This window comes from Microcoleus sp. N9_B4, assembly GCF_036701635.1.
Taxonomy (GTDB): Bacteria; Cyanobacteriota; Cyanobacteriia; order Cyanobacteriales; family Microcoleaceae; genus Microcoleus.
Map to the genome: position 1 here is coordinate 1 of NZ_JAUBRC010000030.1, position 14022 is coordinate 14022.

The 14022-nt window shown below is 46.4% G+C and carries 12 protein-coding genes; 5 read left to right on the plus strand and 7 right to left on the minus strand.

All coding sequences use genetic code 11. The annotated features are described in order from the left end of the window. Positions 1 to 202: 202 nt before the first annotated feature. A complete protein-coding gene (locus QUA43_RS19735; RefSeq protein ID WP_333375996.1) occupies positions 203 to 1480 on the minus strand; it encodes a serine hydrolase in 1278 nt (425 codons plus the stop codon). Between the two features lie 179 nt (positions 1481 to 1659). Between QUA43_RS19735 and QUA43_RS19740 the strand changes: the two genes are divergently transcribed. After that, positions 1660 to 2766, plus strand: a complete 1107-nt coding sequence (locus QUA43_RS19740) for an N-acetylmuramoyl-L-alanine amidase-like domain-containing protein (RefSeq protein WP_333375997.1) — start codon at positions 1660 to 1662, stop codon at positions 2764 to 2766. Between the two features lie 54 nt (positions 2767 to 2820). Here the strand turns inward: QUA43_RS19740 and QUA43_RS30900 are convergent, their stop codons facing one another. Then, positions 2821 to 3048, minus strand: a complete 228-nt coding sequence (locus tag QUA43_RS30900) for a ribosomal maturation YjgA family protein (RefSeq protein WP_445301985.1) — start codon at positions 3046 to 3048, stop codon at positions 2821 to 2823. 343 nt (positions 3049 to 3391) lie between these two features. Between QUA43_RS30900 and QUA43_RS19745 the strand changes: the two genes are divergently transcribed. Further along, positions 3392 to 4336 (plus strand): TylF/MycF/NovP-related O-methyltransferase, encoded by a 945-nt coding sequence (locus QUA43_RS19745; protein ID WP_333375998.1) that lies wholly within the window; start codon positions 3392 to 3394, stop codon positions 4334 to 4336. Positions 4337 to 4598: 262 nt separating this feature from the next. Here the strand turns inward: QUA43_RS19745 and QUA43_RS19750 are convergent, their stop codons facing one another. Together QUA43_RS19750 and QUA43_RS19755 are read right to left on the minus strand one after the other, a co-directional pair. Then, the gene (locus tag QUA43_RS19750) at positions 4599 to 5948 is read right to left on the minus strand and encodes a D-alanyl-D-alanine carboxypeptidase (protein WP_333375999.1); all 1350 of its coding nucleotides are present in this window, start codon (positions 5946 to 5948) and stop codon (positions 4599 to 4601) included. A 254-nt stretch (positions 5949 to 6202) separates the two neighbouring features. Next, entirely contained in the window at positions 6203 to 6538 is a 336-nt protein-coding gene (locus QUA43_RS19755; RefSeq protein WP_333253312.1) for a ribbon-helix-helix domain-containing protein, read from the minus strand. A 574-nt stretch (positions 6539 to 7112) separates the two neighbouring features. Between QUA43_RS19755 and QUA43_RS19760 the strand changes: the two genes are divergently transcribed. Together QUA43_RS19760 and QUA43_RS19765 are read left to right on the plus strand one after the other, a co-directional pair. Beyond that, positions 7113 to 7628 carry an HNH endonuclease gene (locus QUA43_RS19760; RefSeq protein WP_333376000.1) on the plus strand — a complete coding sequence of 172 codons (516 nt, stop codon included), beginning with the start codon at positions 7113 to 7115 and terminating at the stop codon, positions 7626 to 7628. A gap of 157 nt (positions 7629 to 7785) precedes the next feature. Further along, entirely contained in the window at positions 7786 to 8184 is a 399-nt protein-coding gene (locus QUA43_RS19765; RefSeq protein ID WP_333376001.1) for an alr0857 family protein, read from the plus strand. Between the two features lie 18 nt (positions 8185 to 8202). On the opposite strand, the gene QUA43_RS19770 is transcribed toward QUA43_RS19765, so the two are convergent. From QUA43_RS19770 to QUA43_RS19780, 3 genes are all read right to left on the minus strand, one after another. Beyond that, positions 8203 to 8415 carry a hypothetical protein gene (locus QUA43_RS19770; RefSeq protein WP_333376002.1) on the minus strand — a complete coding sequence of 71 codons (213 nt, stop codon included), beginning with the start codon at positions 8413 to 8415 and terminating at the stop codon, positions 8203 to 8205. Positions 8416 to 8461: 46 nt separating this feature from the next. After that, a complete protein-coding gene (locus QUA43_RS19775) occupies positions 8462 to 10621 on the minus strand; it encodes a ShlB/FhaC/HecB family hemolysin secretion/activation protein (RefSeq protein WP_333376003.1) in 2160 nt (719 codons plus the stop codon). A gap of 317 nt (positions 10622 to 10938) precedes the next feature. Beyond that, positions 10939 to 11805, minus strand: a complete 867-nt coding sequence (locus tag QUA43_RS19780; protein ID WP_333376004.1) for a DUF928 domain-containing protein — start codon at positions 11803 to 11805, stop codon at positions 10939 to 10941. Positions 11806 to 12228: 423 nt separating this feature from the next. Here QUA43_RS19780 and QUA43_RS19785 point away from each other — a divergent pair, with 423 nt between their 5' ends. Continuing rightward, complete coding sequence (locus QUA43_RS19785; protein ID WP_333376039.1) at positions 12229 to 13920, plus strand: transglutaminase domain-containing protein; 1692 nt, start codon at positions 12229 to 12231, stop codon at positions 13918 to 13920. Positions 13921 to 14022 lie beyond the last annotated feature (102 nt).

The window sequence follows — 14022 nt, forward strand, 5'->3', positions numbered from 1 at the left end:
GATGCGGGGAAACCAGCACGTCCGGATCTAACTGAGAGGTGCGAAGGATAATACCTTCCATCGACTCAACCAACCGCCGTTGACGCCGAGAAAACAAAGGAAGAGAACAGAGAGATGAATAAGTCCCATGCTACCGGATTTGATATCAACCATCCTTAAGTTTTTCGACTAACAGTCAACAGTCAACAGGCCCTACTCAATATCACTGCAATGTGCTGGGGCCACGAGCGTTTAGCCGATCGAAAACGTATCGGGAAATGGCCGGAAAAGCTGTTTCGTCCTTGGCATAAGCCGGATCGTCGGCAAAAACAACTAAAATATAAATCGCGCGATCGTCTAAAGTTCTGACAAAGGCCGCTTCGCTGCGGGATTTGGAAGTATAGCCTACTTTGGAACCAAAATAAATATTAGTTGGTAAAGATTCGCCAAGAAATCCTTTTATTGAATTGCTAGGGTCATTTTTCCATGCCTTGGGGTCTAAGTCTCTAGTCAGCAAGTAAGCCATTTTGCGACTGGCGACGCTGGAAACGGCTTGCCTAGTATAGATTTCATATATTAATCTGGCCGCTTGGTCGGTAGTTACTTGATTGCGAATCGGCTGAGAAGCATCGCCCCGCAATTGCAAGTCGCGACCGATTGGCCCTTCTTGTCTTAAATAGTATATGGGATAATTTTTGGTGCTTATACGAAGATCATTGTAGCCTGCGGACTGGAAAAATGTGTTAATTTGAGTGCGCTTTTTCAGCCATGTTTGCAACTCTTCTCCTGAGAGCCTGCCGCCGGATTTTGTATCTGTGATTTTGTCTAAAAGTCTGCTGGCAGCATCGTTGTTGGAGATGCGAATCATTTGCTCTAGGTCGTTTTTAAATGCAGATTCTCTTTGCGTAATAATGCCTTTTTCTATGGCTGAGTAAAACGCTGCCATCCAAAATAACTTGGCAACGCTAGCGGGAAATCGAAGAGTTTGATTTTGATATCCGGCAAAGGTGTGACTTTTGGAATTGCTGACATCAAATAAGGTAATTGATAGCCGTTCTGCGGGCATTCCTTTGGTGGTTGCAATCTTCACCGCTTCATCAACAATCCCTTGCAATTCTTGAGAGTAAACTGGATTGGGAGGTGTTTTGATGTTGTAGCTAAAGGTAGGCTCGCTTTGAAGATTGGCTAAATTTTCCGATGGTTCAATTGTCGGAGGCGAGAGTGCTTCTTGAGGCGAGACGGCCTGTTGAGCCAAGATGACTGGCGGTTCTGGGGCACGGCGAATTCTGAACGGTATTGTGACAATCCAACCGATCGCGATCGCCCCGGCAATTAAGCACAGGATGTTACGGTACTTTAAGCGAGAAAATTTCGTTCTGACTCGACGACGGGATTGGACTGGACGCTGGCTGCTTTCGCGTCGTGGCCCGATTCGGCCTAGGGGCTCGATTGGGCGTCGGGGGGAAATTGGGCGTGGGCGGCGTCGGCGTTCTACTTGCATTACAGTTTTGTGCTATCAAACTCGCACGATCAGTTTATAATAGGGCGGCATCTAAATGACAAGTGTGTCGATCTAGTCCGCTGTTGCCCATTTTATCTGTCTACTAGGCTGATTGAGACTTCTAGTAATTGTAAAATTTTCAGGATAGCACTCAGTTGAAGCAAAATCCTTGGAAAAACATGAGAAATTTTTTGAGTCTGGCTGTTTTGGGATTTGCGATCGTCGGCGTGAATAATTCTTTGATACCTGATGTTTGGGCATTTCACTCTCAATCTGCTACGGGATATGTTGTCGATCGACAAACACCCGGACAGGGCGCGGATGTAGCGTTTTCCTTGACCGGAGAAAGCGAAAATCTGGAAGTAACAAACAAGCAAACTGTTTCCAGTTTCCCGAGTCTGTTTTGGGACTTCAACAATTTAGCGGAAATTTCTTATTCCGAATTGCTAAAGGTGCTGGCGAGACGACCTGACTCCAATAATACGGGGAGAGAAACCGCTGCACAACCGGAAGACATAGCACGTTTTGAACAGGTTGTACAGTATGCAAAACAACAAAATTTGCACGATCGCTCGATCGGAGAAATCGTCCAGGCGATCGCCGATAATTTCCAAGGATTGCCCTACGCCGCCGGTTTGCTGGACGAATCCGGCGAAGAAAAGTTGATCGTAACTTTGAATAAATTTGATTGCGTTTTGTTTGTAGAAAGCGTTTTGGCGATCGCCAGGGGCGTAGCAGTACAAGATTACGACTATCAAAATTTTGTCAATCGCATAGAAGAACAGCGGTATTTAAACGGTAAAATCAACGGTTATTGCAGCAGATTGCACTATTTTTCCGAATGGATTAACGACAATCAAAAACGGCAAACTGTGGAAAATATCACGGCTAAATTAGGCGGAGTGCCCATGAATAAAACACTAAATTTCATGAGCCAGCACCGCAGCAGTTACCCGCAAATGGTCAAAAACGAAGCAACTTATCAGTGCATAGTCAGCCAAGAAGCAGAATTAGCCAAAACTGCGGTTAATTACATCCCGACAAATCGGATAAAAAGTATTTATTCTCAATTAAAACCCGGAGATATTGTGGCGCTAGCCACGGATGTTAAAGGATTGGATGTTACCCACACGGGTTTTGTGTACAGGAATGCAGACGGGAATTTGGGTTTAATTCACGCTTCCCCGGCTGGGGAGGTGACGGTTGCTTACGACTTGCACAGATATATTAGCCGAGTCGAAAGTGCGATCGGCATTGTAGTCGCTAGGGCGATCGATCCCAGATAAAGATGATATGTGAGGTTATCAACAGAAAGGACTAAAGCCCTTACTACGAACCTGTTATGATTTTTGGTGTCTTTTCAGGATTTTATGCTTCAGACAAACCACCAAAACCCACTCCACAATACATCCCAAAATATAGCCGATAAAATCCTCGCAAGCAAAGCTGCTACCGATAAATAAACGCCCGAATAATTTAGCCCTAATCCATTGCAAAAAACGAGGATGCCACAGTTGGCTAAATTCAATTGCGGAGTTAAAAAGGAAAACTCCCCATTCTTTTAACAACTGATTACCAATAAACTAGGTTTATGGCCGATCCCTACCCCTGGGATGACGCAACTCCTCGTTAGCGCAGCCCTCGAAGAGGATCGCACTCAGCCAGCGGGCTGGTCGTCATAATTTACCTTGACAAAACGTGAGAACCTACCGATCATCAGGCTTTATCTGAAATGTGAATTGAAGTAATTGCCTCTTTCTTCTGAAAAGGAGATGATTTCATGCTTTGCAGCGATCGGCATTTCATCCTGATTTCATAATTGCGTGCAATTCTAGAGAAGTAAACTAATTTCGAGTATCTCAGGTAGCAACATTTTCTTTCGGTACTCTATCTCTAGTCTCAATGAAGTGAGTGTTCCTCAACTTCTTTGCAAAGATAGGATTTTCAGTTCTTCTCTTTAAAGTCATTGCCATTAGCAGATTCCAAAACGTTTTTTCCACCGCTATTCAAAACTATGTAATTGGGTTCCACCGCTATGCTGCTGAGGGCACGATTCTAAGTGAAGTCATCCATCCTCTAAACCACTATTCACAATTTCATCTAGCAAACGACATGAACAATACTTTCATTGCCACTTATTTTGATTGGGATCACCGGACTCCACGCAAACGCCATCGTTTGGCTAATCGGGTATTGAATAAATTGGGCTTGAACGGTCAAGTTATTCCAAAATCTCCTGGTATGGCAAGTATAGAAGCTCGAATGAATATTTTTCATTTGGCAAGCCAAACAGCAGCATACAAAGTATCTGGTGATGTTGTCGAAGTGGGTTGTAATGCTGGCGAAAGTTCGATTGTGATCAAAAAAGTTCTGAATGAGTATGCGCCGGAGAAACAATTTCATGTGTTTGACAGCTTTGAAGGGCTTCCAAAACTACAAGGAGACGATATTAAAGATGGAGTATACGATCAAGGTTCGATGACAGCGAGACTCGACGAATTCAAAAATAATTTTTCCGCTGTTGGACTGGATCTACCACATATTCATAAAGGATGGTTCGAGGATACTGTTCCTTCATGTCTTCCAGATAAGATCAGCTTTGCAATTGTGGACGGCGATCTATATAACTCTACTAAATATGTACTGCCCCATGTTTACGAGCGTCTAACGCCAGGAGCTATTTGCTTATTTGGCATTTATTATGATGAAAAGGTGTTTTCACGTCCACATACTGCTGAGCCTTTCAAATCGCCTGGTGTAAAACGTGCTTGTGATGAGTTTTTTGCAGACAAGCCTGAAAAAGTCTCTGTACTCTATGCTTGTGAGTATTCCAACGGCTATTTTCGCAAGCTGTAGAGACCAGTTTGATGGGAATAATAATCGGGTGTTTCTATCCTGAGAGTGTTTCATCACCTGGCTAAATAGGGCACTCCTCGGAATTTGCCGATCGGTAATAAATCTTGTTTATTGCCGATCGCCAACACCTAGAATGAAGCAAATCCGTCGTTACGTTAGCGCAGCCCTCGAAGAGGATCGCACTCAGCCAGCGGGCTAGGTGCTTGTGGCGCACCTGACGCTACTTAAAAATCAAGGACTAAAGTCCTTACTACAAACCCGATTAATTGACAATTTCGCTGCGAGATACCTTACTAATTCTAGCAGGATTTGGCGTTAATTCCGGCGGCGAAACTTGAACACTTCCCCACTCATTCAAAAAGCTTTTCAGCAAAACCTCTTGCTGAGTGCGAAATGTCTCGACATTTGCCCCTCCATTCATAATCACAAACCACACAGTTTCTTGTTTTTGAGTTGGCAGCGCTCCGCCCAAAGCGCTAACATTATCCAACGTGCCAGATTTGACTACTGCTAATTTGGGAAGCGCCCGTTCTGCCAGTATTCCTTCATCTTTCCCAACCACAGTTAAGACATCAGCAACTGTCATGCTGTAAGGTTCAAGATAGCGTTCTAAAGCTATAAATAACGCGCAAGCAGCCCGGGGAGAAATGAGATTTTCTTCGCTCAATCCCGAACCGTTGACGAGTTGAATTTCTGCAGGCGGAACTCCGGTTGCTGCTGCTGCTTTTTGCGCGACTGTTTTGGCACCACCGACAGTATCAGCTAGCATATCTGCCATGAGATTGTTGCTGTACTGATTCATTTTTTTGATCAGTTCAGCAAGGGGCAAAGAATAATGTTTGACTAAAGGCTGCACGTCATTGGGAGGTGCTGACAAAACTTTTACAGTACCCTCAATTGCTATTTGGGGTTTTGGCGTATTTGGAGGTAGTGTTTGATACTGGGCGGCGGCTTCGCTGGGCCAGATTTGACTGTTCAATCCTTGTTTGAGCAATTCTCCCGATTTGAGGGGATCAAGTTCAAAGTTCATGTAAAACTTATCAACAATTATCAAATTGCCACTGACTAGCTTGATCCCTTTTTGACTTAAGGCGTTACCAAGGGCGATCGCCTCTTCCCAGACAAACAACGGATCGGCGCTTCCTTGAACAATTAAATCGCCTTTTAATACGCCGTTTTCAATTTTTCCAGTTGTACCAATTAAGGTGATAAATTGATGTTCCGGCCCGAATTCTTGCAGCGCTACGAGAGATGTTGCTACTTTGGTAATAGAAGCGGCGGACAGAGGAACGGTACCTTGATGATTGGCTAGCAAAGTATTGCCAGATTGCATCCAGACGCCTTGGTTTTCTTTGGCAAAACCTTGGGCTGCCAACCCGTTGAGATATTGCTGGATTTTGGTATTTGTGGGGGTTTCGGGATTGGTAGCAGAGACTATTAAGGGCTGAGGCTGACTTGGTTTAACTGGCGGCGGGGAGGATTCAGCTACAGGAGAGGGAGATGCAAGTTGAGGTGATTCAGTAGCTGCACATCCGGCAATAATTGTGAGAAGGGCGATCGAACTCGCAGCAGTCAAGTAGCGGTTTTTCAGCATTACTTTAATTTTTTTCATCAAATGTACGATCGTCTGTCAGCACGCCAGATGAAAAGTTTAGCACTAGCCCGCGCGTTTTGGAGCATCCCGCTCTCCCTTAGCAGACACCCCAATCGCTGACATTACCCATCTTTTTCTCTCTCTTCCTTCGCGCACTTCGCGTCTTCGCGGTTCGTTAAATAGATATTCTTTAAATGCTTCGGGATTTTATCTTCAGCGCCTGGGGCCTTCACCCCAGGCCGATCGCTCTCACAAATTTTCGATAAACTGGTTTATCCAGCCATACTCCCCATACTCAGCGGCACCATCTCGCCGTGAATCGTCAGGCCTAATAACATCGGCCCACCCGGTCGAATCAACTCTCCTGTAAGCGCGCAGCGTTCCTCCTGCTGTGCTGTGGCATTAATGCTGGCTCGAATATCCGATCGAGAAAACATCTGCCGATACTCTCCAGACTTCTGCTGCACGTAATTCCAGAGCAAATCTCGAATCAAAGCTTGATAGCCTTGATTGCCCGCGAGCTCTTTGAGTCTCTCTTTGAGCTCTCTTTCTAGTCGAATGCTGGTGACTTCCATTTCGGTGGTTGAGGTTCTAGGTAGGGTATGCATAATTTTTTCTCCGTGACGGGTGGACATATGTGTAATATCAGTGTAGTATGTTTAAAGCTAGATTTAAAGGTCTCTTACCACTTTCTGCCGACTTTGAAATTTCTCCCCACCTACTCCACCTATCAACTGAAGTGCGATCGCCCCTGGGGTCGCTCCGAGTCGTTACAGCACGTCTTTAGGACGGGTTTGGCGACCGTCGCAGCGACCTCGCGGGCGGGCCGGGGCTCAATTAAACCCGGTTATAGTGGATTAGGACAAATTGCAGAAATTAATTACAACGAGGTAGACCGGCACGGTCTGCAAGTGGCACAGCCACATCGAGAGACGCGAAGCGGGAGGTACAGCTAAACGACTGTACCAAGACAAGATGAAAATTTGCCTTTAGCAGTTTTTCTGGCCCCCGCTTCTAAGTAAGAGAAGCGGGGGCATTTGATTGGATATTTGAGAAATTCGATCGGCTTGGGGAACTGGCAAAAAACCAGATGTAGCCAATACTGATGAAGCACCCAAAATTCAAAATCCCAAATCTAAAATCCCAAATCTAAAATCCAAAATTGATGAGGAGGAGCAAGCCGTGACCGTAGTAACTGATGTATTGAGGCAATCTGTGGTGGTGTTTTCTCAGAATTACCTACCGATGAGCCGTGTCAACATCAAACGGGCGATCGTACTTTTGGTAACAGGCAAGGCTGAACCTCTGGATTTTAGCATTGGCAACGGCTGGCTGGTACGATCGCCCAGCAGCAGCATCCACGTACCCGAACAAATCCGCTTGACTTTTGGCAACAGGGAACGGCTGTGGAAAGTACCCCCGGTCAATCGCCGGGAAGTTCTGCGCCGCGACGCTCATTCTTGCCAATACTGCGGTAGCAACCGGCATTTGACGCTGGATCACGTGATGCCTCGATCGAAGGGCGGCCCCCATAGTTGGGACAACGTGGTGACTGCTTGCGAACGGTGCAACTCTCGTAAGGGCGATCGAACTCCCATAGAAGCTGGAATGACTCTGCGAACTAAGCCGAAGGCCCCTATACACCCCACTGTTGCTTTTGCCGAACTGTTTTGGCACGAATATCAAATAGGGGAATAGGGAATGGGGCATGGGGCGTCGGACATAGTTACTTGTTAGTGGTTACTTGTTAGTGGTTTTTCTAATAACAAATAACAAGTAACAAATAACAAGTAACAAGTAACAAATAACAAGTAACAAATAACAAATTTTCAATTCCAAATTTAGGGCTGTCAATATGCTGAAGTTGACTTACACTGAAACGGGCTTTAACCTCGAGCGTTTGGCTCAATCTCCCGAACAGTTAGTGGCGCTGCGAGTTGTGCTGGCTATGCGAGTTGGTCAAAGCATCAGCGTCGAACCGAGCACTGCGGCATTTTTGCTGCCCGCGAATTTGCCAGCGCTGTCTCTGTTGGAATCTGAGGCGCGCCGAAACGACAACGATGCGATCGAGCTTTGTGTTGCTGATGCTGACTTTGTAGAAGTGACTCTGCGCGGTACGTGGATTTCTGACGCGTCTGAGGGGGCTGACGGCGTGTTTGCGACTGTGTTGGGCGATCGGGCCGAGCTCTTGCTGCTCAAACTCTGGCTCGAAACTCAGGCTGCTGCGGAGGTTGTTGGGGAAATCGGCGATTAATATCAATTCCGGTTGCACTCAGGAGAGATGACTGTTGACTGTTGACTGTTGACTGTTGACTGTTGACTGTTGACTGTTGACTGTTTGAACAATACCGATGCAACCGAAAACGATATAATATCCGATGTTGAAGGAAGAAGGAAGAGGAAAGTTCGGCAACGGATGCAAGTAACGGATGTAACGGATCGAAGAAGGAAGAACGAAGAGGGAAGAAGGAAATATTTTCTTCATCTCCCACTCTCCCCCTCTCCCTCTCTCCCTCTCTCCCACTCCCCCCTCATGGCGTATAAATTATGTTGAAGTAAATGCCCTTATCTTGCAGATTGTCGCCTTTATCGCTAATTCTCACCAAAGGAAAAGCGTAATCTACTCGCAGGTTCACCCGCTGTATCGGTTCCCAGATTACCCCTAAACCTAAACCTGCTAAAAAGGTCTGATTGGTTAATGTATTAGGATTGTTCGCAACGTTCCATACCATACCCGCATCCAAAAAGGGAGCCAATTGAAGTTTGGGATTTCCCGAAGCATCGCGCTGCAAAGTAATCCGATCTTCGATGGAAACTCTGAAGCCGTTATCGCCAGAACGGACGTTTTGGCGGTAGCCGCGCAAAGATTGTCCGCCGCCAATTACAAATTGCTGGGAAGGCAACAAACTATTAGCTGACAATTGCAAGTCTGCCTGCAAAATTAATAAATGTTTGTCATTCAATCGCTGTACTCGCTGCACTTGACCCAGCCAACTAAAAAATTGTCCGTCGGGATCAGAACCTTCGTATTGAGTAGCATCAAACAAGCTAGTGCCGATCGTAAATTGCGATCGCACGGCCCAAGCACCCTGCGGGTCGCGCCGAATGTAGTCCTGTCCCAGCTTAATTGCGCTCGTAGTGGTGACCCCCTTGGACTCCTCGCGGATGCCAAAAGAACGCGGTTCGCCAGCGAGAAAAGTTCTGCCTGTTTGATACGTAAAACCGGCTGACAAGGCAAATTCTTCGATCGGCGTTCTCCGCAACGGCTGGCGGTAACTAACTTCAAATAAATGCGATTTTCCCGAAATATCAAAACTATCAAAAGGTGCTTGTACGATACTGTTGCGGTTCGGTGCCGCCCTCAATTGCAAAGTGCCGTTCATCGCATTTAGCGGCACGCGATAGCTGAAATCAAACACGTCTGAATCGCCGAGCGATCGATAATAAGCCGCCGCAAGTTCGTCGCCATTTCCTGTTATATTGCGGTGCCGCAAACTAACTCCCAATCTTTCGGAACCGACACTGGGAGGCGAGTAATTGTCAATGCTGAAAGTAGGTTGAAATGGATTAGCTTCCGAGATTCGGACGATCAGAATGCTCTCTGCTTCATTATCCCCCGCCCGCAGACTGGCTTCTACATTGTCAAATAAAGGATCGACTCGCAACAGCCGGAGTTGGTCTTCTAAGGAAGCTGTGCTTAAAGGCATTCCCGCCCCGAGTCGAATCCGGCTACGGATGTAACTTGGATTCAATCTTTTAGTTCCTTCTACCTCAATTCGGGCTAGCTTGCCTTCGATAACTTGAATTTGGACTACCCCTGCGGTGATAGTTTGGGGCGGCAAGACTGCTCTCGAAGTGATGTAGCCACGATTGAGATAAATTTCGGTAATTTTGTCGGCGATTTGTTTGAGCTGTTCTAGGGTGGTAGAACGGCCTTCTAAGGGGTTGACTAAGGCATTAATTTCGTCTTGGCTTAAAATTGTGCTGCCAACTACTTGAATTTTCTGCACCTCAATTGGTGTATTCGGCAGCGTTGGGGGAACTGGCGACGGGGACGGCGGCGCTACTGTGGGTGGTACTTGGGGAGGTTCTGGGGAAGGCTGCGGGGCCGGTTGCAGAAATCGATCGCGATTTGGATCTGGCTGAGTCGGCGGCGACGGTAACAGCGAATCTGGTACTCGATCGCGGTTGAAGTCGGGCGGGAGGTTTCCCGGTGGCGTCTGCGGGTTCTGGGCTAAAAAATTACAATCTAGCGGGTTCTGACATTGGGGCTGGTTGTCAACGAGATTCGTTTGTTCGGGCAAGATGCCCGTACCACAATCAATCAAACTGCTTGTGGAACAGGCATCTTGCCTGTTTTCGGCGGGGTTCGATGGTGTTTCTGGTTCAGGGTTGGTCTCGCTAGAATCGGGAAGCTGATTTAAGTTTGTTGCTGTTTCATCCTGCTTGATTTCCAGTTTTTGCAGTGCTAATACTTGATTGCCCCTATCTGCTGAGTTGTCAGCGGCGATGGGCAACTGAGAAATATCCTTTGTTTGGGATATAGCTTTATTGGCATAAAAGCAAGCCATCGGCAGCGCAGTTAGAAGTGAAATCCCCAACCGAAATAGTGCAATATTTGCATTCGGGCGCATAATTAATAATTTCTCTAAAATAAGTTTGTCGGCTGCTTGACTATGCCAGTTTATCATTTAGTATTAGGCGAAATTTGACCATCAAAATTTCCACCGTCCGGCTTTCAAGATGCCAGAAGTGCGAACTGCTGATCAGTACAAAAATTTTAATTTATTTAGGACGATCGACCAAACAACCCCCAACAGCCAAAAATCATTTGTGGCGCTGCCAAGTACCGCGCTCGAAACCGAGTTTTTCCTACTTGCTGCACCACTCATACCATTTTAGATTTTAGATTTTAGATTTTAGATTTTAGAATTGGCAATGACTTATGGCTATCAGGGTTTGGGGCACAGGCCTACCGTTGCATTCTTTGCGTGAAGCTGGTGTCGAATTATTTTCTTGTGATGGGTGTTAACTCACTTGCGACTAAGGGTTCTTGGGCTATTTTGCCGAGTTCGACTGATTTGAGCACTGCTGACCACTTGATCGCTAAACTGGCATCGCTGGGAGACTGGATACGCAATTGAGCTAGAGTTGCCAGGTACTCGTACCAGAGACTTTGTTGGGCGAAGATGCTGAGCTTGGTGAGATCGGACGATCGATCCAACTGTGTTTTCACGGTTGGGGCGAGTGCGGTGCGGTTGATCCACCCGGAAACGAGAACATCATCTGTTGTATTTTTTGGGTTGCATTTGATAGTAAAGTACCATTGATAGTTTTTGCCAACTTCCAGGGCTGGCGAGTTGTCGTCGGAGCCGAGGCTGACGCTAACTACACCTGCACGGCTAGTTACCATGCGAAAACTTTTTTTGTAGAGTGTTTTGTCTCTTTGGTCTGTTAACTCAAACTGAACTGTTTTGTCGAGGGCTACGGGAAGGTAGTAGAAAAATGTTGGCTTTGCTGATATGGTTTGCCCCATAGTTGATTGGGGAATCAAGGCAGTTAAGGCAGTTGTGGCCGTGGGGCATTTTAAGCCGCGGGTTCCTCCTCCTTCCCGCCTTCCTGGTACTCCGTCCTGCGGCGGTTGAAAGCTATTCCAGGCGGCTCCCAATTGCTGGCTGTTCGGTCTGCTTCCGCTGGGTTCAGGGGGTTGAACTGTTTGCCAGTTGAGGGGTACCTGGGGTCGTGAGGGGCGCTGGACAATGTTTGCGGGGCTGTTGAGAGCCTCTGCTGGTATTAAGAAATTACCGGCGGCAACTGCCTCTACAGACAGAATTAAGGAAAGAACACCGATATTTAGAGCAGACTTCAAAGCCATGACGAACCTGCCTTCTGATGAACCTAGGAACTTTATCGCACGGTTTTATTCTATCCAAGGTTTTGACGGATATAGTAATCTGTTGTACTTAATTTATATCTTCAGGCAGATACGATTATTTTGGTCGCTCTGACCAACATAGAATTCTCTGTCGCGTTTGTCAGTGGTAACTTAGTAGTTATACTTACTTCCATTCACGGCAGCAGGTTGGGTTGAGCTTGTTAAACCCAACTTTGACCCAGGCTAATATTCCGGGTTTTTTAACTCAGACAAGAGGCTAAAACGAATTATTTTCGTAAAAACACCAGGTTGATGCGTCAGTCCTGGATATCAGGAAACTCGGCAATTTTGCTGGTGAACCTCAAGCGATCGGCTACAAGTTACATATCAGGTTTTCTGTACAATACCGGCAAGAAATTTAGCATGAATCTCGATTCACCTGTTCTCTCGGACAAACAGCCTTCGGGGCTGCGGATGGTAAGACCCATCGGAGTCTTGGCACTGCACGGCATTGCTTTTTTAGGAAATAGGTTGTTCGCTGTCGATCGCGCCGAAGGGCTGCTATTGGAGATCGATCGAGAAACTGACAACACTACTGTTTTGAATCCTTATCAAACGGCTAAGTTTGCCGGCGCAACGGGGCTGGCTATTTCGGAAGATACTCTCTGGTTTGCGCGGGATGAGGATATTTGTTGCTGTCGGGGCGCAGTTCGGGACGGGGCGATCGCTGAACTCAAACCGGAACATTTTGTTTCACTTTCTTATCCTGCTGACGGGATTGCTGTTTGGAAATCTACGCTTTATGTGACTTGCCAGAGATTAAACTCGATTCTGGTTTTTGACATGAAAACTGGTAGAGAAATTACTCGATTTTATGCTCCCGGTATAGGGGTAGAAAATATCACAGTCCGAGATGAGGAAATTTGGGTTTGTGACAAGACTGAGCAAACTGTTTACTGTTTGGAACGGGGAACTGGGGAGATTAAATTTAGTGTTTTGACTCCCTTTGAGTCGCCTTCGGGTTTGGCTTTTCACAAGGATTCTGAAACCGGGGAGGAGGTTCTGTACGTGGCTTATGCCGGGGATGAACTTTACATCCGGGATGACCCGAATTCGGAAGATCCTTTTCAGTTGACGAAGCGCGATCGCACTTTTATTCAGCCTTTGTCTTTTCACTACAATGAAGCCGAGCGCTACGCTTTGTCAAACGGTTTTTTGATGGAAATGTCTTATGTGGAGGAACTGTCTCCTCTCGATGAGGTAGAAATCGAAAATTTGGAGTGGCGGATTGCTTTGCCTTCGCAAACTCACCGGCAAAAGGTCAGGAAAATTACGCCGATTGGAATGCCTTTTACTGAGGAAATTCAGGAAGGAGAACGGGTGGCGGTGTTTAAGTTCGATCGGCTGCACCCTGGGGAACGCCGAATTTTTGGCTGGAAGGCTTTGTTAGAAGTTCGATCGATTAAGTATCAGTTGTCGCCTCGGGATGTCGAAAAGATTCCTAAGCTGTCGCCGGAGTTTGCAGCTAAGTATTTGGTGGATAATGACAATTTGGCGATGGATACGGAGATTGTGCGATCGGCTGCTGTGGCTGCCATTGGCTCGGAAACTAACATTCTCAGGCAATTGCTGAGCATTCGTAATTTTGTTTACGATCAACTTTCTTACGGGATTAGGCCTCACATTGACACTCCCGATATTGTGCTGCGCCGCGGTATCGGTTCCTGCGGCGAATACGTGGGAGTTTTGTTAGCTTTGGCTAGGTTAAACAGGATTGCTTGTCGCACGATAGGCCGCTACAAGTGCCCCGCTTTTGCTGACAGAAAAGGGGTGTCGCTGGAGCCAGATTTCAATCACGTTTGGCTGGAATTTTACATTCCGGGTTTTGGCTGGGTGCCGATGGAATCTAATCCTGATGATATTCAAGACAGAGGCCCTTATCCGTTGCGATTTTTTATGGGTTTGGCTTGGTATCACGTAGAAATTGGCAAGGGAATTCGGTTTCAAAGTCTCACTAGCGGCGGTCTTCCTTTAAATAAGGAGGATGTTTCCGTGGGAACTCTGGCAATTAATCATGTGAGGTTTACAATTTTGGAAGAGTTGCCAGCAGTTTGAATTGAGTGTTAAGAGTTAACAGTTAGCAGTCAAAAATTAAACTGTTAATTGTTAACATTTTTAATCTAAAATCGAAAGTAGAAAATGTAAAATCAGAGGAAG